General features: G+C 69.6%; 16 protein-coding genes. 7 read left to right on the forward strand and 9 right to left on the reverse strand.

Annotated features, from left to right (window positions below; all coding sequences use genetic code 11):
* Positions 1-30: 30 nt before the first annotated feature.
* The 3 genes from ABEB09_RS10900 to ychF form a co-directional block, all read right to left on the reverse strand.
* Entirely contained in the window at positions 31-2,448 is a 2,418-nt protein-coding gene (locus ABEB09_RS10900; protein ID WP_345693902.1) for a DEAD/DEAH box helicase, read from the reverse strand.
* Between the two features lie 50 nt (positions 2,449-2,498).
* Positions 2,499-4,109 (reverse strand): site-specific DNA-methyltransferase, encoded by a 1,611-nt coding sequence (locus ABEB09_RS10905; RefSeq protein WP_345689547.1) that lies wholly within the window; start codon positions 4,107-4,109, stop codon positions 2,499-2,501.
* 307 nt (positions 4,110-4,416) lie between these two features.
* Entirely contained in the window at positions 4,417-5,505 is a 1,089-nt protein-coding gene (ychF, locus tag ABEB09_RS10910; RefSeq protein ID WP_345689549.1) for a redox-regulated ATPase YchF, read from the reverse strand.
* 174 nt (positions 5,506-5,679) lie between these two features.
* Here ychF and ABEB09_RS10915 point away from each other — a divergent pair, with 174 nt between their 5' ends.
* Positions 5,680-6,249, forward strand: coding sequence for a DUF6542 domain-containing protein (locus ABEB09_RS10915; RefSeq protein ID WP_345689551.1), 570 nt, complete (start codon positions 5,680-5,682; stop codon positions 6,247-6,249).
* Positions 6,250-6,420: 171 nt separating this feature from the next.
* Here ABEB09_RS10915 and ppgK read toward each other — a convergent pair whose 3' ends face one another.
* Together ppgK and ABEB09_RS10925 are read right to left on the reverse strand one after the other, a co-directional pair.
* Complete coding sequence (ppgK, locus tag ABEB09_RS10920) at positions 6,421-7,161, reverse strand: polyphosphate--glucose phosphotransferase (protein WP_345689553.1); 741 nt, start codon at positions 7,159-7,161, stop codon at positions 6,421-6,423.
* A 38-nt stretch (positions 7,162-7,199) separates the two neighbouring features.
* Positions 7,200-8,183: a 4-hydroxy-3-methylbut-2-enyl diphosphate reductase gene (locus ABEB09_RS10925; protein WP_345689555.1), complete on the reverse strand. Its 984-nt coding sequence runs from the start codon at positions 8,181-8,183 to the stop codon at positions 7,200-7,202.
* Between the two features lie 63 nt (positions 8,184-8,246).
* On the opposite strand from ABEB09_RS10925, the gene ABEB09_RS10930 reads away from it, so the two are divergent.
* The 4 genes from ABEB09_RS10930 to ABEB09_RS10945 all read left to right on the forward strand — a co-directional run bounded on the left by ABEB09_RS10930 (position 8,247) and on the right by ABEB09_RS10945 (position 11,954).
* Positions 8,247-9,617 (forward strand): APC family permease, encoded by a 1,371-nt coding sequence (locus tag ABEB09_RS10930; RefSeq protein ID WP_345689557.1) that lies wholly within the window; start codon positions 8,247-8,249, stop codon positions 9,615-9,617.
* Positions 9,618-9,711: 94 nt separating this feature from the next.
* Complete coding sequence (gene xseA, locus ABEB09_RS10935) at positions 9,712-10,944, forward strand: exodeoxyribonuclease VII large subunit (protein WP_345689559.1); 1,233 nt, start codon at positions 9,712-9,714, stop codon at positions 10,942-10,944.
* A gap of 55 nt (positions 10,945-10,999) precedes the next feature.
* Complete coding sequence (locus ABEB09_RS10940; RefSeq protein WP_345693903.1) at positions 11,000-11,236, forward strand: exodeoxyribonuclease VII small subunit; 237 nt, start codon at positions 11,000-11,002, stop codon at positions 11,234-11,236.
* Between the two features lie 127 nt (positions 11,237-11,363).
* Positions 11,364-11,954 carry a malonic semialdehyde reductase gene (locus tag ABEB09_RS10945; RefSeq protein WP_345689561.1) on the forward strand — a complete coding sequence of 197 codons (591 nt, stop codon included), beginning with the start codon at positions 11,364-11,366 and terminating at the stop codon, positions 11,952-11,954.
* A gap of 196 nt (positions 11,955-12,150) precedes the next feature.
* Here the strand turns inward: ABEB09_RS10945 and ABEB09_RS10950 are convergent, their stop codons facing one another.
* On the reverse strand, positions 12,151-12,666 hold the full coding sequence (locus ABEB09_RS10950) for a DUF4245 domain-containing protein (protein WP_345693904.1): 516 nt from the start codon (positions 12,664-12,666) through the stop codon (positions 12,151-12,153).
* Between the two features lie 136 nt (positions 12,667-12,802).
* On the opposite strand from ABEB09_RS10950, the gene glpX reads away from it, so the two are divergent.
* Positions 12,803-13,834, forward strand: coding sequence for a class II fructose-bisphosphatase (glpX, locus tag ABEB09_RS10955; RefSeq protein WP_345689563.1), 1,032 nt, complete (start codon positions 12,803-12,805; stop codon positions 13,832-13,834).
* A 196-nt stretch (positions 13,835-14,030) separates the two neighbouring features.
* On the opposite strand, the gene ABEB09_RS10960 is transcribed toward glpX, so the two are convergent.
* Positions 14,031-14,405, reverse strand: coding sequence for a WhiB family transcriptional regulator (locus tag ABEB09_RS10960; protein ID WP_345689565.1), 375 nt, complete (start codon positions 14,403-14,405; stop codon positions 14,031-14,033).
* A 163-nt stretch (positions 14,406-14,568) separates the two neighbouring features.
* The gene (locus ABEB09_RS10965) at positions 14,569-15,267 is read right to left on the reverse strand and encodes a DUF1707 SHOCT-like domain-containing protein (protein ID WP_345689567.1); all 699 of its coding nucleotides are present in this window, start codon (positions 15,265-15,267) and stop codon (positions 14,569-14,571) included.
* 175 nt (positions 15,268-15,442) lie between these two features.
* Here ABEB09_RS10965 and ABEB09_RS10970 point away from each other — a divergent pair, with 175 nt between their 5' ends.
* Positions 15,443-17,119, forward strand: coding sequence for a fumarate hydratase (locus ABEB09_RS10970; protein WP_345689569.1), 1,677 nt, complete (start codon positions 15,443-15,445; stop codon positions 17,117-17,119).
* A gap of 49 nt (positions 17,120-17,168) precedes the next feature.
* On the opposite strand, the gene ABEB09_RS10975 is transcribed toward ABEB09_RS10970, so the two are convergent.
* Positions 17,169-18,689 (reverse strand): ricin-type beta-trefoil lectin domain protein, encoded by a 1,521-nt coding sequence (locus ABEB09_RS10975; protein ID WP_345689571.1) that lies wholly within the window; start codon positions 18,687-18,689, stop codon positions 17,169-17,171.
* Positions 18,690-18,708: the final 19 nt, after the last annotated feature.

An 18,708-nucleotide genomic window follows, 5' to 3' on the forward strand; every position in this document is an offset into this window, starting at 1 on the left:
TTGGCGGGCCGTCGCGGAGGTTCAGTCGTCCTATCCCCGGGCGCCTGTGACCGTCAGAAGGATGTCCCAGCTGTTTGCCTGGCTCAGGTGCTCCTCGGTGGCGAAGAGGTACTTCCACACTCCGAACTGTCCGAGGTCCGTGACTTCCTTCGCCCATGCCTCGGCCGCTGCCTTCTTGGCCAGGACCTGTTCACTGGACGCCTCGGCGTCGGACTTGCCCTCGACGACCCAGTGCACGCCCTCCTTGTCGATGGCGATGAAGTCCGCGAAGTACCGAGACCCGCTGTCGAGCTGGATGAATGTCTCTCCGCGCGATGGGAGCCTCAGCCACCACTCGATCTTGGGACTCACGTCCATGAGGTTGGCGAGCTTGACCTCGGTCGACCGTGCGTCGAAGTACACGACGGGGAGGATCGAGCAGTCCCAGCCTGTGTACCCCATGCCCTTGATCACCCTTTCGGTGATCTGCATCTTCGGCATCGTCTGTCCGGGCCACGGTTGGGCAGGGGGCGGGAGACTCACCGTCACAAACTCGTGCTCGGTCTGGGCGAGCTTCTGTCTGAAGCTGGAGACCACGAGCCTCTCCAACTGGCTCAGGGCGAGCTTCGCCCTGGCCTCCTCCCACGGCGTGCCGTCCTCGTCGTCCGCCTCGATCGCCGCGCCGAGGAACGCGCCCACGATGCGGTTGGCATGCTCGACCTCGTCGTGCGTGAGCTTCAGCTGCGGCAGATTGAGAATCCGATCTTCCAGGTCCTCCCTGATCTTCGAGATCGGCAACTTGTGCTGCGTCGCGACTCCCGACTTCTGAACTTCGGTCTGGACCGACGAGACTTGGCCGTCCAGTCCCCGCTCCGTCTTCAGAGCGACCTTCTTCAGCTCCACCTCTATTTCGTGGCTAAACTTCTTCCCCTCCGATGCCACGGCTTCGGAGCTGACGAAGGCCAAGCTGTATGTGTCCGGCTTCTCCAGTAGACGCCTGCTCGGGAACTTGATGACGGGAGCTCCGTCCGCAGGCTTCATGATCTGCGGGATCTGCTTCTTCTCCGCCCCAGCTTCGGCGAGTCGATGCTCCATGTCGGCCATGCCGAGGAAGACGGTGTCGGGTACCTCGCTGTCGAACCCGCCCTCTCTGACAGGAGCTTCGCCCGTGAAGACGATCATTCCCTGAGTCTCGGTCTCAGAGTGCGAAGGCTTGGGGACCGCGCGACCAGCCCCAGCAGCCTGCCCGCCCTTGGCCCCCGGCGTAGCCCTTTTCAGGAGAGCGTTCTCCAGAAGGGAGTCCTTCGAGGCCAGCAACCGCCGGTACGACTCATGAGCGATGATGTCGACGCTGTCGATCATCGAGAAGCCGACACGCTCCCCGTAAGGAAGACGCAGGCCGCGGCCGAGGATCTGTTCCGTGAGGGTCTCAGAGGCGAGTGTCCGAAGCGCCACGATGACGCTGATGTTCTTGACGTCCCACCCTTCCTTGAGCATGTTCACCGAGACCACGGCCCGAACCGGGGAGTCTGGGTTCTCGATGCCGGCGAGGGCTTCGAGCGCGTCCTCCTTGCTGCCTGACGTGATCTGCAAGACAGCTCCTGGCTCACCAATGAAGCCTGGGCCCGCCAGGGTGTCGGCAGCTTCCGTCGCCTCCTCGATGCTCTGGCAGACCACGAAGAGAACGGGGTTGACCATGGGGCGCCCGTTGTTCTCGGCCCACTCCCGGGTGGTCTCTTCCTTCACCTTGCGCAGGTGACAGGCGTCAGCAAGCTGAGTCCGAACGTCAGTGTGTCCGTCCTCGCGGTAGACGATGACCGGAACCTTGACGAGCTGATCGGCGATCGCCTCGGCAAGCGAGTACTCGAAGACGATCCTGCCGGGAACCTTGCGGTCCGTCTCGTCAGGAGTGGCCGTCAGGCCCACAAGGGCTCGGGGTTCGAGGTCCCGGACCGCTTCGTGGAACTTCTTCGCGTCACTCCGGTACACGTGATGCTCGTCGGCGATGACGACCAAGTCATCGGCCGTGCGCAGGTGGTCATACAGGGCGGTCCCGATGAACTCATCGGTCATGTGCGCCGTGCGTGACGTCTTTGCTGTCGGCTTCGTAAGCAGCTGGACGTTGAAGATGAAGACCTTCAGCGCGTCCGGATCGTGCAGCGCGTCGCCAACGCGGCCACCCGCGTAGTTCTCCGGAGTGATGACAACGGGCTCGTAGTTGGCGCCCGGCACGAACTTCGGGCTACCAGGGTCGAAGTTGGCGACCGTCTTCCTCTGGATGGTCCGGCCCGGAGTGACGATCAGGATGTTGCGAACACCCTGGTCAGCGAGATAGTCGATCAGAGCCCGGCAGATGTACGTCTTGCCTACGCCAGTCGCCAGGTCGCACACGACCTCCCGCCCGTCCCCCGACTGGATCTCCTCGACGACCTTGGCCACGGCGCGACGGTTGGGGTCCCGCAATTCCATGCGGGTAGCCAGGTCCTCGATCGCCGCTTGGTCGTATGTGAGTGTCCAGCTCAACGCAGTACACGTCCCTTCATGTCCAACAGGTCCTGGGGAGCCTTCTTGATACGCGAGCCGGGGCTGAGGTTCTCCAGAAGGCTTGCCGCCTCGCGCAGGTAACTCTTGGCCACGATGAGAACTCTCTCGTTCTCGCTCAGCGCCTCAACGACCGACCGGACTGTGCTCTCGGAGACAAGCCCGTCGACCACTGCGAGACGCTGCCGCCCCTTCCGGCCGACGAACGGCGGTTCGGCGCCCGGCTCCAACTCGAAGCCGGAGATCTGTGCACAGGCGGCTTCAGCGAAGGCGTCGCCGGCCACCCACGAGGCGAGAAGCACTCGGTTACCCATGCGCTCGTACATGGACGGCGCGACTTCGAGATGCCGGAAGCCTCCGCCCTTCTCCCACCCGGACGACTCGGTGATGCCTCCGGAGTCCTCACCGTTGACAACCTTCTCAAGCCTGGGGCGAACGAAGCTCTCGACCGTCTCTGCTTCTCGCTCGACCGTTACCCACCTGCGCCCCAACTTGTGTGCAGTGGCAGCCGTGGTTCCTGAGCCACCGAAGCAGTCAAGGACGAGGTCTCCAGGGTCACTCGCAATCGTCATGACCTGTCGCAGAAGACGCTCGGGCTTCGGGGTGGCGAAGACATCGCCTACGAGAGCGCGGACTTCCTCCTTGCCGTTTCGGACGAAGCCCACCTCTTCCGGATGCCAGACAGAGGAGGGGACACGCCCTTGCTTCACCTCGGTGAGGTACCGCTTCAAATACGGCCGACTTTTTCCATCCGGACCCCAGTAGATCCGTCCCTCGCCGTCCAGGCGCTTCAGCTCTTCCTCGGAGACGCGCCAATAGCTTCCTGAAGGAGGGCCGGAGATCTTTCGACCGCTAGGGGTCACAACCGGATAGGTCCCCTTGGAGTAGTAGTTCCGGGCTGCGAGGTCACCGCGCCGCCACGGTCCACGAGGATCACTGTCGGGGTTGGTGTACGCGGAGTCCATGGACTCCGTGCGAGGGAGCTTGTTGAAGGTCAGCGCATCGATGTTCTTGGCGAAAACCAAGATCGAGTCGTGGTCGCCCGAGAGGTACTGTGCCGTGTTACGGGGATCGTTCCGGCGCTTCCAAATGATCGTTGAGATGAAGTTCCGCCGACCGAACACCTCATCCATGAGCACCTTGCAGTAAGCCATCTCTGCGTCGTCGAGGTGCACCCAAACGCTTCCGGAGTCGGCCAGAAGATCGCGAATGAGCAACAGGCGGTCACGCATCATCGTGAGCCAGACGGAATGCTCCAGCCCATCGTCGTAGTGCTCGAAAGCCTGCCCCGTATTGAAGGGCGGATCGATGTATACGAGCTTCACCTTGCCGCGGTACTTGTCCGCGAACTCAGGAAGTCTCGTGAGTGCCCGCAGCGCATCCCCGCTATCCCCCGCGATCAGCAGATTATCTTCGGCGCGCTTGAGGTCGTCGTGCACCTCACCCACCGTCGCGACGTCACGAAGGAGGCGCGTCTCGGTCACGCGGATGTCGTCCCGGTCGACCCACTCGTAGCCGCCGTCCTGGGTGCTGATGAGCGACCTGTCCTTATTGATCCAGGACAGGCTGAGACGCCCCGAGGTGCCCATGTCTTTCCTCCAACTGTCGTGACATTGGGAAGCGTACCGGCGAGGACTGACAACGAGGGACGCTCGCCGTCCAACCGTCTTCACCGGTCGCTTGGTTGCTACGAATCCGCCGCATCCCCACGCTGCGCCCAACGCCCCGAAGAGTCAGCACCAAACCAGCACGGGAGGGATGCAGAGGGGTGATGAGCGGTGCTTCCAGGTCAGCACCAAGTCAGCACGGGCGTGAAAAGGGGGCCTGCCCCCGAAGAGCCAGACCCCCTCTGACCTGCACATTTGCCAGATCACCCACGTCGTGCTATGTCACCCGCTACACGTTGAAGCGGAACTCCACCACGTCGCCGTCCTGCATCACGTAGTCCTTGCCCTCCATGCGGGCCTTGCCGGCCGCGCGGGCGTCGGCTACCGAGCCCGTTTCGACGAGGTCGTGGAAGGAGATGACCTCGGCCTTGATGAAGCCCTTCTGGAAGTCGGTGTGGATCACACCGGCCGCCTCGGGGGCCGTCGCGCCCTTCTTGATCGTCCAGGCGCGGGCCTCCTTCGGGCCTGCCGTCAGGTACGTCTGCAGGCCCAGGGTGTCGAAGCCGACGCGGGCCAGCGTGGCCAGGCCGGGCTCCTCGGCGCCGACGGACTGGAGCAGCTCCATGGCGTCCTCCTCGTCCAGCTCGGCGAGGTCCGCCTCCAGCTTGGCGTTCAGGAAGATCGCCTCCGCCGGGGCGACGAGCGCGCGCTGCTCGTCCTTGAACGCCTCGTCCGTCAGCTCCTCCTCGTCCACGTTGAAGACGTAGAGGAACGGCTTGGTCGTCAGCAGGTGCAGGTCGTGGAGCAGCTCCGCCTTCTCGCCGCCCTGCACGATGCCCTGCGAGAACAGCGTGTCGCCGCGCTCCAGGATCTCCTTCGCCGCCTCGACCGCCGCCACCTTCGGGGCGACGTCCTTCTTGATCCGGGCCTCCTTCGCCAGGCGCGGGAGGACCTTCTCGATCGTCTGGAGGTCGGCGAGGATCAGCTCGGTGTTGATCGTCTCGATGTCGTCCTTGGGCGAGACCTTGCCGTCGACGTGCACGACGTTCTCGTCCTTGAAGGCCCGGATGACCTGGCAGATCGCGTCCGACTCGCGGATGTTCGCGAGGAACTTGTTGCCCAGGCCCTCGCCCTCCGACGCGCCGCGCACGATGCCGGCGATGTCGACGAAGTCGACCGTCGCCGGGAGGACGCGCTGCGAGCTGAAGACCTCGGCCAGCTTCGTCAGGCGGGCGTCGGGCACGCCGACGACGCCCACGTTGGGCTCGATCGTGGCGAACGGGTAGTTGGCCGCCAGTACGTCGTTCTTGGTCAGGGCGTTGAAAAGGGTCGACTTGCCGACATTCGGCAGGCCGACGATTCCGATCGTGAGCGACACGTTGGCGACTTCCCTAGAAGTGTGGATGGTGGGCCGACCCCCCAGTTTACGGGCGCGTCCGGACTACCGGCGACGCCCGCCGGGCGGGGGCTCTCGGGAGAACTTCACGCCAAGGTCACCCCTAGGGCGTGTCCCATGCCGGTTTTCCGCCCTCTCGCGGCCTACGTTGTCCCCGTGGAGCAGCACAGGAGCAGTCCCCCGCGCCGCCCGCGGCCACCGCAGCCCCCGGTCGTGTCACAGGGCGCGGTCACCGAGGGCGCAGCCGTCTACCCGGCCCGCCCCCGGCCCGGCGTCCGGCCCGGACGGCGGCCGGTGCCTCCGGTCGTGCTGGCCATCCGCCGGCTCCCGAACCCTCGGCTGACCGGCCTGGGCGCCGGGCTCTTCGCCTCCGCGACGATGTTCCTGCTCGGCTGCCTGGACTGGCTCCTCCTCGACGGCTCGCCCCTGGTGTACGGGCTCCTCTTCCTGCCCGTCAGCGCGCTGACCGCGCTCTGGGTGCGGGGCGCGGACCTGGTGACCGCGCCCATCAGCGTGCCCATCGCCTTCGCGGTCGGCGTCGTGCCGATCGCGGGCGGTGAGGGCGGGATCGGGGGGCGGACGATGGCCGTCGTCACAGCGCTGGCGGTGCATGCGGGGTGGTTGTACGGGGGGACGCTGGTGGCGGGGCTCATCACGTGCGTACGGAAGGTACGGCTGATGAGTCGGCGGCAGCGGGCGCGGGCGGCGGCGCAGCGGCGGCCTTGACCGCCCCACCGGGCGGTCGGACGCCCGACGGCGGACGGGGGTGGTTCGGGGGGCCGTTCCGCTGTGCCCACCCGTTCCGCCCCAGCGGAACGACTGCCCACAGCGAAACGGCGGCGCCGGCCCACGGCGGAGCGGCGTGGCCGCACACCGCGGGAATCCCCGGGGCGCAGGTCAGTGGGGAGTCGCTGACATTGCCGCGCCCACGATTCCCGCGTTGTTCTGGAGTTGGGCCGGGAGCATGTCCGCGCGGACGTTCTTGATCAGGGGGAGGAACTTCTCCGCCTTGCGGCTCACGCCGCCGCCCACGATGAAGAGTTCCGGGGAGAACAGCATCTCCAGGTGGGCCAGGTACTTGCGTACCCGGTGGGCCCACTCCTGCCAGCTGAGGTCCTTGTCGTCCTTGGCCTTGGTGGAGGCGTGCTTCTCCGCCTCCTTGCCGTTCAGCTCCAGGTGGCCCAGCTCGGTGTTGGGGACGAGGCGCCCGTCGATGAAGACGGCGCTGCCGATGCCCGTACCGAACGTCAGAACGATCACCGTGCCCGTGCGCCCGCGTCCGGCGCCATGGGTCATCTCGGCGATGCCGGCCGCGTCGGCGTCGTTCAGGACGGTGACCGGCAGGCCGCCGAGCCGGTCGCCGAGGAGCGCGGCCGCGTCCACGTCGATCCACGACCTGTCGACGTTCGCCGCCGTACGGACCACGGAGCCGGTGACGACACCGGGGAACGTGACGCCGACCGGCCCGGACCAGCCGAAGTGGGCCACCACCTCGGCGACGCAGCCCGCGACGTCCGAGGGCGTCGCGGGCTGCGGGGTCAGTACTTTGTGCCGGGGCTCGGCCAGGTCTCCACGGTCCAGGTCCACGGGAGCGCCTTTGATCCCCGACCCGCCGATGTCCACTCCGAAGACGTTCATGGACACAACGTTACGGCTCGGAGCCGGCCGTCACCGGCTTACCGCTCGGTCAGGGACGCGGCCTCGGCGCGCAGGTCGCGGCGCAGCTCCTTCGGCAGCGAGAAGGTGATCGACTCCTCGGCGGCCTTCACGATCTCGACGTCCTCGAAGCCGCGCTGCGCGAGCCACTCGAGCACGCCCTCGACCAGGACCTCGGGGACGGACGCGCCGGACGTGACGCCGACGGTCGCGACGCCCTCCAGCCACGCCTCGTCGATCTCCTCGGCGAAGTCCACCAGGTACGCGTCGCGGGCGCCCGCCAGCTTGGCGACCTCGACGAGCCGCTTGGAGTTGGACGAGTTGCGGGAGCCGACGACGATGACGAGGTCGGCCTCGGCGCCCATCTGCTTCACCGCGAGCTGGCGGTTCTGCGTGGCGTAGCAGATGTCGTCGCTCGGCGGGGAGACGAGCTGCGGGAACTTCTCCTTCAGCGCGTCCACGGTCTCCATCGTCTCGTCGACGGAGAGGGTGGTCTGGGAGAGCCAGACGACCTTGGACGGGTCGCGGACCTCGACCTTCTCGACGTCGCCGGGGCCGTCGACCAGCTGGATGTGGTCGGGTGCCTCGCCGGACGTGCCGATGACCTCCTCGTGGCCCTCGTGGCCGATGAGGAGGATGTCGTAGTCCTCCTTGGCGAAGCGCACGGCCTCCTTGTGGACCTTCGTCACGAGCGGGCACGTCGCGTCGATCGTCGCGAGCTTCCGCTCGGCGGCCTCCTCGTGGACGATCGGGGCCACGCCGTGCGCGGAGAACATGACGATGGACCCCTCGGGGACCTCCGCCGTCTCCTCGACGAAGATCGCGCCCTTCTTCTCCAGGGTCTGGACGACGTACTTGTTGTGGACGATCTCGTGCCGGACGTAGATCGGCGCGCCGTACTGCTCCAGCGCCTTCTCCACGGCGATCACGGCACGGTCCACGCCCGCGCAGTAACCGCGGGGAGCGGCGAGGAGGACCCGGCGGGCAGGAGGCGTAGGAGTCATGCCCCCCATCGTAAGGGGGCGCAGAACAGGCGGATGATCCCCCACGCGGCTGAGACTGTGCCCATGACCGGCACCCTGCCCGCGCGGGAACAGGCGGCCCAGCAGGGCGGCGGCGAGTTGCGGCGCGCCCTCGGTTTCCGTGATCTCGTCGTGTACGGGCTGCTGTTCATCGCCCCGATGGCGCCCGTCGGCGTGTTCGGCGCGCTGGACGCCAGGTCGCACGGGGCGGTGGCGCTCGTGTACGTGGCGGCGACGGTGGCGATGGCGTTCACCGCGTTCAGCTACGCCCAGATGGTGCGGGTGGTCCCCCAGGCGGGCTCGGTCTTCGCGTACGCGCGGAAGGGGCTCGGGGAGGGGCCGGGGTTCGTGGCCGGGTGGATGGCGATGCTCGACTATCTGCTGATCCCGGCGGTGGCGTACCTGTTTGCGGGGATCGCCCTTGAGGCGCTGGTGCCGTCCGTGGGCCGGTGGGTGTGGACGGCGCTGGCCGTGGGGGTGACGACGCTGCTGAACCTGTGGGGGGTGCGGGCGGCGGCCCGGGTGGGGTTCGCGGTGCTGGCACTGGAGATCGTGGTGCTGCTGGTGTTCGTGGTGTCGGCGGTGGTGGTGCTCGTACGGGACGGGGCGCAGCGCGGCTGGCTGTCGCCGTTGACGGGGGACGGCACGTTCTCGGCGGCAGCGGTGCTGGGGGCGGTGTCGGTGGCGGTGCTGTCGTACCTGGGGTTCGACGCGATCGCGGCGTTCGCGGAGGAGGTGACCGGGGGCTCGGTACGGGTGGCGCGGGCGGTGCTGTTCTGTCTGGCGCTCGCGGGTGTGCTGTTCGTGGCGCAGACGTACCTGGTCGCGCTGCTTCAGCCGGTGTCGTCGGCGGAGCTGGCGGCCGAGCCGGCCCGGCAGGGGTCGGCGTTCTACGACGCGGTGGACGTGTCGGTGGGCGGCTGGCTGCACGATCTGGTGGCGGTGAGCAAGGCGGTCGGCGCGGCGTTCGCGGCGCTGGCGGGGCAGGCGGCGGCCGGGCGGCTGCTGTTCGCGATGGCCCGGGACCGGCGGCTGCCGCGCGTACTGGCCCGCGCGGAGGCGGGGGTACCGAGGGTGGCGCTGCTGGTGGCGGCGGGGGTGACGCTGGTGGCGGCGGTGTGGGCGGCGCGGCGGGCGGACGGGATGGACCACCTGGTGTCGGTGGTGGACATCGGGGCGCTCACGGCGTTCGTCCTGCTGCACGCGAGCGTGGTGGGGTGGTTCGCGGTACGGCGGGGCGGGGGCGAGCCCCGGTGGCTGCGGCACGTGGTGGTGCCGGTGGCGGGTGCGGCGGTGCTGGTCGCGGTGATCGTCTCGGCGGCGGGCTCGGCCCGGGCGGTGGGCGTGGTGTGGCTGGCCGTGGGGCTGGTGGTGCTGACGGTGCAGCGGGCGCGGCGCGGGCGTGGGCCGGGGTGAGGGCGTACGGTGCCGCCCGGCTGTCCGGCGCCGCCTGAGCGGTGCTTCGCCGGAAGCGGCGGTCTTGTCGGTGCCGGCGCGTACGCTCGCTCGTATGGCTCTCTCTACCTCTGCGGAATCGCCCCTGCCCGTCGGTGAGGTGTCGCGGCTCATCGGGGGGTGGATCGACCGGCTCGGTGCCGTCTGGGTGGAGGGTCAGATCACCCAGCTGTCGCGGCGGCCCGGGGCCGGGGTCGTGTTCATGACGCTGCGCGACCCGTCGTACGACATCTCGGTGAGCGTGACGTGCTACCGGCAGGTGTTCGACGCGGTGGCGGACGTCGTGTCGGAGGGCGCCCGGGTCGTGGTGCACGCGAAGCCGGAGTGGTACGCGCCGCGCGGGCAGCTGTCGCTGCGCGCGGCGGAGATAAAGCCGGTCGGGATCGGCGAGCTGCTGGCGCGGCTGGAGCAGCTGAAGCGGTCGCTGACGGCGGAGGGGCTGTTCGCGGCGGACCGCAAGAGGGCGCTGCCGTTCCTGCCGCAGCTGATCGGGCTGGTGTGCGGTCGGGCGTCGGCGGCCGAGCGGGACGTCCTGGAGGTCGCCAGGCGCCGGTGGCCGGCGGTCCGCTTCGAGGTGCGGAACGTGGCGGTGCAGGGCGTGCACGCGGTGCCGCAGGTGGTCCAGGCCGTGAAGGAGCTGGACGAGCTGGCCGACGTGGACGTGATCATCGTGGCGCGCGGCGGCGGCAGCGTGGAGGACCTGCTGCCGTTCTCGGACGAGCAGCTGGTCCGGGCGGTGGCCGCGTGCCGTACGCCGGTGGTGTCGGCGATCGGGCACGAGCCGGACTCGCCGCTGCTGGACCTGGTGGCGGACCTGCGGGCGGCGACGCCGACGGACGCCGCGAAGAAGGTCGTGCCGGACGTCGGCGAGGAGCTGGAGCGGGTGCGCGGCTTGCGCGAGCGGGCGTTGCGCTGCGTACGGGGCCTGCTGGACCGCGAGGAGCGGGGGCTGGCGCATGCGCTGCACCGGCCGCTGATGGAGCACCCGCAGCGCATGGTCGAGGAGCGGGAGGCCCAGGTGGACGCCCTGCTGGCGCGCGGCCGCCGGGTGCTGGGGCACCTGCTGGACCGGGCGGACTCGGAGCTGGCCCATACGCACGCGCGCGTGGTGGCCCTGTCGCCGGCGGCGACGCTGGAGCGCGGGTACGCGGTGCTCCAGCGGGCGGACGGTGCGGTGGTGCGGTCGCCGCGGGACGTGGTGGAGGACGAGGAGCTGAGGGCCAGGGTGGCGGAGGGGGAGTTCACGGTGCGCCGCGTGGACGGCTCCGTTGTCGGTCCCCGACCGTAGGGTGGAGGACATGGCAGCCAACACGACCGACGCGGCGACGACAGCGACGACGGCGATGACGGGGACGGGCACGGAGACCGGGACGGCGCTCGGGTACGAGCAGGCGCGCGACGAGCTGATCGAGGTCGTCCGCCGTCTGGAGGCGGGCGGTACGACGCTGGAGGAGTCGCTGGCCCTGTGGGAGCGGGGCGAGGAGCTGGCGAAGGTGTGCCGGCACTGGCTGGAGGGCGCGCGGGCCCGGCTGGACGCGGCCCTCGCGGAGTCCGAGGACGAGGCTGACCAGCAGGTTTAGCGGCGGGACCCGGGGTCCGGGGCTGTCGTGGTGTACCCCACACCCCCAATTTAGTTGAATATTCACCAATCTCCGCGTACGGTGGGTACATCGCTTGATCCCCTCCGCCCCGGAAGGTTGTTCCCGTATGTCCCTCGCCCTTGACCCCGCCGCCCAGGACCTCCTGTTCCGCGAGGCCCGCACCGCGAACGCGTTCACCGACGAGCCGGTGACCGAGGAGCAGGTCCAGGCGATCTACGACCTGGTCAAGTTCGGCCCGACCGCGTTCAACCAGACGCCGCTGCGCATCGTCCTCGTCCGCTCGGCCGAGGCCCGCGAGCGCCTGGTGCCGCTGATGGCCGAGGGCAACCAGGCCAAGACCGCGAGCGCCCCGCTGGTCGCGATCCTGGCGGCGGACAACGAGTTCCACGAGGAGCTGCCGAAGCTGCTCCCGCACTTCCCGCAGGCCAAGGACATGTTCTTCAGCGAGCGCCCGGTCCGCGAGGCCGCCGCCGGTGTGAACGCCGCGCTCCAGGCCGCGTACTTCATCGTCGGCGTCCGCGCCGCCGGTTTGGCCGCCGGCCCGATGACGGGCTTCGACTTCGCCGCCGTCCAGAAGGAGTTCCTGGACGACGACCACAGCCCGCTGATGATCGTCAACATCGGCAAGCCGGCGGAGGACGCGTGGTTCCCGCGCAGCCCGCGGCTTGAGTACGACGAGGTCGTCACCACCGTCTGACGCTCCGCCCCCGCCCTGCCGGGGGTCCGGGGGTCGCCCCCGGAAAAGCACAGTCCGCGCAGCCCGCGCCTTGAGTACGACGAGGTCGTCACGACCGTCTGACGCTCGCGGCTCCGCAGGACCTGGAAAGCCGGCGGCCCCGTGCACCATCCCCCCTGGTGCGCGGGGCCGCCTTTTTCACGTGCGCGCCTCGGCGTCACGCCTTCTTCGACTGGAGCGCCGCCGCCATCTCTCCCAGGCGGGCGAACGACGCCGTGCCGGTGACCACGGTGGTCACGCCCTTCTCGCGCAGCACCAGCGCGTCGTACTTCGGACCCTCCCAGCGCTGCCAGGCGCGGCCCGCCACCTGCTGCGTCTTCCCCGTGTTCTCGGCGTCGTGGCTGACCTCGGTGATGTACTTCTCCGCCGGGGCCGTCGACTGCTCGACCGCCACGTACTCGCGCTCCGGCGTCAGGAAACCGAGGTGCCAGGCGTTGGCCTCGTGGCGCTTGTACGTGACCGATGTCGCCCGCCAGTCCTTGGCGAGCCCCTCGGGGGCGAGCACCGGGTAGGGTGCGGCGCGCTGCGCGGTGACCAGCTCCACGGTGTAGTCGACGGTCCGGATCGGGTCCGCCTTGTCGTCGTGCGGGACGAAGAGGTAGATCACCGCCGCCGCGGCACAGATGACCGTCATCGACTGGAACATCCCGCGCACTGTCTGCTTGCCTCGCATACCTGCCACGCCCCCTATGGTCGCATCAGGGCATGCTGCTCATACGTGGGCCCCTCTGCTCAATTTGTCGACGTACCGATAGAGTCGCAGCACCCTCTACATCACCGGCCGTCGCCGTACAGAAAGGTGCGCTCCGATGACCGAGCATCACTTGCCGTCCGAGCTCGAGGTCTCCCCCGAGGCCCCCGACCGCAACCTCGCCCTGGAACTGGTCCGGGTCACCGAGGCCGCCGCGATGGCGGCGGGCCGCTGGGTCGGCCGCGGCGACAAGAACGGCGCCGACGGCGCCGCCGTACGTGCCATGCGCACGCTCGTCTCCACCGTCTCGATGAACGGCGTCGTCGTCATCGGCGAGGGCGAGAAGGACGAGGCGCCGATGCTGTTCAACGGCGAGCGCATCGGTGACGGGACCGGCGCCGAGTGCGACATCGCCGTCGACCCCATCGACGGGACGACGCTCACCGCCAAGGGCATGCCCAACGCGATCGCCGTGCTGGCGGCCGCCGACCGAGGCGCCATGTTCGACCCGTCCGCGGTGTTCTACATGGACAAGCTGGTCACGGGCCCGGAGGCGGCCGACTTCGTCGACATCGACGCGCCGGTGTCGGTCAACATCCGCCGGGTCGCCAAGGCGAAGAACTCCGCGCCCGAGGACGTCACGGTCGTCATCCTGGACCGCCCCCGCCACGAGGGCATCGTCAAGGAGATCCGGGAGACCGGCGCCCGGATCAAGTTCATCTCGGACGGCGACGTCGCCGGTTCGATCATGGCCGTCCGCGAGGGCACGGGCGTGGACATGCTGATGGGCATCGGCGGTACGCCGGAGGGCATCATCAGCGCCTGCGCGATCAAGTGCCTCGGCGGTGTCATCCAGGGCAAGCTCTGGCCGAAGGACGAGGCGGAGCGGCAGCGCGCCCTCGACGCGGGCCACGATCTGAACCGTGTGCTGTCCACGGACGACCTGGTCCGCGGCGACAACGTCTTCTTCGTCGCGACCGGCATCACGGACGGCGAGCTGCTGCGCGGTGTCCGCTACCGCTCGGAGACCGCGACGACCTCCTCGCTGGTCATGCGCTCGAAGTCGGGCACGATCCGGCAGATCGACTCGACGCACCGGCTGTCGAAGCTGCGCGCCTACAGCCAGATCGACTTCGACCGCGCGAAGTAGACAGGGACCGGGGCAGCCCCGAGAGGGGTCGAGTCCGCCGGGCCGGTGTGCGACGGTCCGGCGGGGACGAACGGGCGCGAGAACGGCAGGAGAACGGAACGAAAAGGGGCGCTCCCATGTGCGGTGGGAGCGCCCCTTCCCGTACGGGCCGTGCCGCCGGCCCGCCGGTCCCGTTCCGCGGTCGCCGTCGGCGGGGTCAGCCGGCGGCGGCGATCTGCTGGCCGGCCGACGCGGCCTTCTTCAGCTCCATCTCGCGGCGCCGGCGGCGGGCGAGCACCACGCGCCGCTCGGCCGCCGTCAGGCCGCCCCACACCCCGTACGGCTCGGGCTGGAGCAGGGCGTGCTCGCGGCACTCGACCATGACCGGGCAGCGGGCGCAGACGCGCTTCGCGGCCTCCTCGCGGGCCAGCCGGGCGGCCGTCGGCTCCTTCGACGGCGCGAAGAAGAGTCCCGCTTCGTCGCGGCGGCACACCGCCTCCGTGTGCCAGGGCCCGGCCTCGTCCTCGCGCGGGGCGACGCGCGGGGCGGGAACGGCGGCGACCTGGAGGGGCTGATGCGGCAGTTGCAGCACGGTCTACTCCTGACGACGGCTTACGCGAGAGAGACGATGCAGCAAGCCCTACCCGCTGTGCGCACGCCTATGCACTGCGTGGCACGGGCTTCCAAGGGGGCAAGACGGTCGGCCGAAATTCGACGGTCGGGCGGCGGCCGGGGCGGTGCCCGGCCCCGGAGGCTCAGTGTCCGAGGTGCTTGCGGAGCTTGCCGTGCAGCAGGTCGGCGATCCACGCGCCGCGCTTCGGGCGGGCCTCGACGCTCCCGAACACCGCGTAGCCGTTGACGACCACGACCGGGGCCTCCGGCTCGGCGGCCTCCAGGGCGTCGACCTCGAAGCTGCCGAAGACGCCGGTGCCGTTGCCGCGCAGCGAGACGTTCTCGGGGACGCGGACCTCGACGCTGCCGAAGACGGACGTCGCGTTGATGACGGTCAGGCGCTGGGTGAAGGTCGCCTCGGTGAGGTCGATCTCGACGCTGCCGAAGAGGGCGAACGCGTTCGTCCTCGGGCCGACGCGCCGGCGCCCCCTGCGCGTGCTGCTGGAGAAGACGGCGACCAGGCTCTCGGCGGGGCCGTCGGGGAGGGCGTCCGGCAGGCCGGCGTGGGGCTGTGCGGCGGCGGCCGGGCGGGCGCCGGCGGGGAGGTCCCGTACGAGGGGTTCGAGTTCGCCGACGGTCTTGGCGCGGTACACGGCGTCGATGCGCTCGGCGTGCTCCTCGGCGTCGAGCCGCCCCTCGGCGAGGGCGTCGCCGAGGATGTGCGCGAAGCGGTCGCGGTCGGCGTCGGAGGCCCGGATGGCGCCGCCGGGCGGCTGGTCGGCGGCGGACCGCCGCTCGGGTTCCCGGCGGGGCTCGGGCTGGGGCGTCTTCTCGAGGTCCACGGCCTCAGCGTAGCGAAACGCGATAGATCGCGACCAGGGGTGTATCGCGGTTCGCCGCTCCGGCCAAGGGGGCGGGGCCACTGAGCCTTACCTCACAAGTCCGGACGCGACATCGCGCTCTACGCTTGTGGGCGCGTCGCCAATGGAGGCCGCGCCGCTGTCTGCCGAGTGAGGAATGGCCGTCATGCCAGAGTTTGCGTACTCCGATCTGCTCCCGCTGGGACAGGACACCACGCCCTACCGCCTGGTGACCTCCGAAGGCGTGTCCACCTTCGAGGCCGACGGCCGTACGTTCCTCAAGGTCGAGCCGGAGGCGCTGCGGAGGCTCGCCGAAGAGGCCATCCACGACATCCAGCACTACCTGCGGCCCGCGCACCTGGCGCAGCTGCGGAAGATCATCGACGACCCCGAGGCGTCGTCGAACGACAAGTTCGTGGCGCTGGACCTGCTGAAGAACGCGAACATCGCCGCCGCCGGCGTGCTGCCGATGTGCCAGGACACCGGCACCGCGATCGTCATGGGCAAGCGCGGCCAGAACGTGCTGACCGAGGGCCGTGACGAGGAGGCCCTGTCGCGCGGCATCTACGACGCGTACACCAGGCTCAACCTGCGCTACTCGCAGATGGCTCCGCTCACCATGTGGGAGGAGAAGAACACCGGCTCCAACCTCCCGGCGCAGATCGAGCTGTACGCGACCGACGGCGGCCAGTACAAGTTCCTGTTCATGGCCAAGGGCGGCGGCTCCGCCAACAAGTCGTTCCTGTACCAGGAGACGAAGGCGGTCCTGAACGAGGCCTCCATGATGAAGTTCCTGGAGGAGAAGATCCGCTCGCTGGGCACGGCCGCGTGCCCGCCGTACCACCTGGCGATCGTCGTGGGCGGCACGTCCGCCGAGTACGCGCTGAAGACCGCCAAGTACGCCTCGGCGCACTACCTGGACGAGCTGCCGGAGGAGGGCTCGATCCTCGGCCACGGCTTCCGTGACAAGGAGCTGGAGGAGAAGGTCTTCGAGCTGACGCAGAAGATCGGCATCGGCGCGCAGTTCGGCGGCAAGTACTTCTGCCACGACGTGCGGGTCGTCCGCCTGCCGCGGCACGGCGCGTCCTGCCCGGTCGCCATCGCCGTGTCCTGCTCCGCCGACCGCCAGGCCGTCGCCAGGATCACCGCCGAGGGCGTCTTCCTGGAGCAGCTGGAGACCGACCCGGCGCGGTTCCTGCCCGACACGACGGACGAGCACCTGGAGCAGGACGGCGACGTCGTCAAGATCGACCTGAACCAGCCGATGGACGACATCCTCGCCGAGCTGACCAAGTACCCGGTCAAGACGCGGCTGTCGCTGACCGGCCCGCTGGTCGTGGCGCGCGACATCGCGCACGCCAAGATCAAGGAGCGGCTGGACGCGGGCGAGGAGATGCCGCAGTACCTGAAGGACCACCCGGTCTACTACGCGGGCCCGGCCAAGACGCCCGAGGGGTACGCCTCCGGTTCGTTCGGCCCGACGACGGCCGGCCGCATGGACTCGTACGTGGAGCAGTTCCAGGCCGCCGGCGGCTCGAAGGTCATGCTGGCCAAGGGCAACCGCTCGCAGCAGGTGACGGACGCGTGCGGGACGCACGGCGGCTTCTACCTGGGCTCGATCGGCGGCCCGGCGGCCCGGCTGGCGCAGGACTGCATCAAGAAGGTCGAGGTCGTCGAGTACGAGGAGCTCGGCATGGAGGCCGTCTGGAAGATCGAGGTCGAGGACTTCCCGGCGTTCATCGTGGTGGACGACAAGGGCAACGACTTCTTCAAGGACCCGGCGCCCGCGCCGACCTTCACGTCGATCCCGGTGCGCGGTCCCGGCCTCGCCTGAGACGCGTACGGGAACGCCGCCCCCTCGTGCGAGGGGGCGGCGTTCGCCTTTACGCGAAGCGCTGCTTCGCCGAGCCGTCGCAGGGCTGGAGCCGCAGCGGGTCCTTGACGGCCGCCAGCGTCACGCACAGGTTCGTCGCGGAGGCCGGGCGCAGGGTGCCCGCCTGGCGGACGAACTTCTGGTTGGCGGCGCCCGAGCAGTTCCAGACGATGAGCGACGCGCCGGACTCGTAGCGGGCCGAGGGGACGTCGAGGCAGCGGTCGTGCGTCAGCGCGGTGTGCAGCGACCGGCGCTCGGCGTCGTACCACCACTCCTGGTTGCGGCCGCCGTGGCAGTCCCAGCCGAGCACGGCTGTGCCGTTGCGGGTGACCGCGCCGGAGACGTCCACGCAGGCGCCCGTGGCCTCGTGCCGCAGTGGCGTGAACTTGTCGTTCCAGGCCCCCGGCACCAGCACCGCCCTGCCGGTCGACGCGGGGTCGACGCAGCCGGCCTCGCGCAGGCCGGAGTCGTACAGCTGGGTCAGGCAGGACGCGAACGCGGCGTGGCCGGCCTTGTTGGGGTGGAACGACTGGCGGACGGAGTTCTCGTCCCAGGGGAACTTCGACACGTCGACGTACAGCCCGCGTGCCCAGGTCTCGTCCATGCAGACTTCGTGGCCGTGGAAGAGGCGGGAGTTGTCGAGGTAGTGGGCGCCGGTGTTCGCGGCCGCGCGGCGGATGCCGCGTTCGAAGGCGGGGACGGCGGTGTTGCGGCCCCAGACGGTGTCGGAGTCGTAGCCGAGCCCGCCGCAGGCCAGCTTGCCGGGGAAGTTCGGGTTGTCGTGGAAGTCGGGGCCGATGGGGCTCGGGTAGCTCATCACGACGAGCTTGTAGTCGCCTTCGCCGTACCCGGCGTCGCGCATGACGGTGCGCAGGTCGCGGACGGTCTGCTCGACCTTGGGGACGAGGCCGTCGACGCGGGCCTGCCAGCCGGGGGCGTACTTCGGCTCGCACGGGCCCTGGAGCAGGACGTAGCGGGTGACGCAGTCGGTCATTACGGGGCCGAACTGCAGGTCGTCGTTGGCGCCGACGACGAGGAGCACCATCTTGACGCGGGTGTTGCGGGCCTTGACGGCGAGGCTGTCGCTCTGGACCAGCTCGTCAGCGTACTGCGGGCTGCCGCCGATGCGGATGTTGCCGGTGGCGCCGCCGGAGCAGGAGGCGTTGTACGTGACGTCGGCGGATATGCCGGTGCGGTGGATCGCCGCGTCGGGTGAGCGGTGGCACCAGTTGTCGGGGCCGTCGGTGCCGGGCTCGTAGGTGCCCACGCCCTCGCCGGAAATCTCGCTGTCGCCGAGGGAGACGAGCGCGGTCTTCCGCTGGTCGAGCGGGCGCTCGGCGGGGCTGCCGTACAGGGCGGTCGCCTCGGCGGCGCGGATCCGTTCGAGCTCGGCCGGCAGCGGTACGGAGGTGGTGGTCCGGGTGGTGTCGGCGGCCGTGGCCGCCGGGGCGGCGGTCAGTCCGCCGAGCGCGGCCGCGAGCGCGGCGGTCGCCGCGACCGTACATCTGAGTGTCAGTCTGGTGCGCGCCATTGCGCCTCCTGGAAGTGGG

Origin of the sequence: Streptomyces coeruleoprunus (assembly GCF_039542925.1) — a bacterium.
In the GTDB taxonomy this organism is placed as follows: Bacteria; Actinomycetota; Actinomycetes; order Streptomycetales; family Streptomycetaceae; genus Streptomyces; species Streptomyces coeruleoprunus.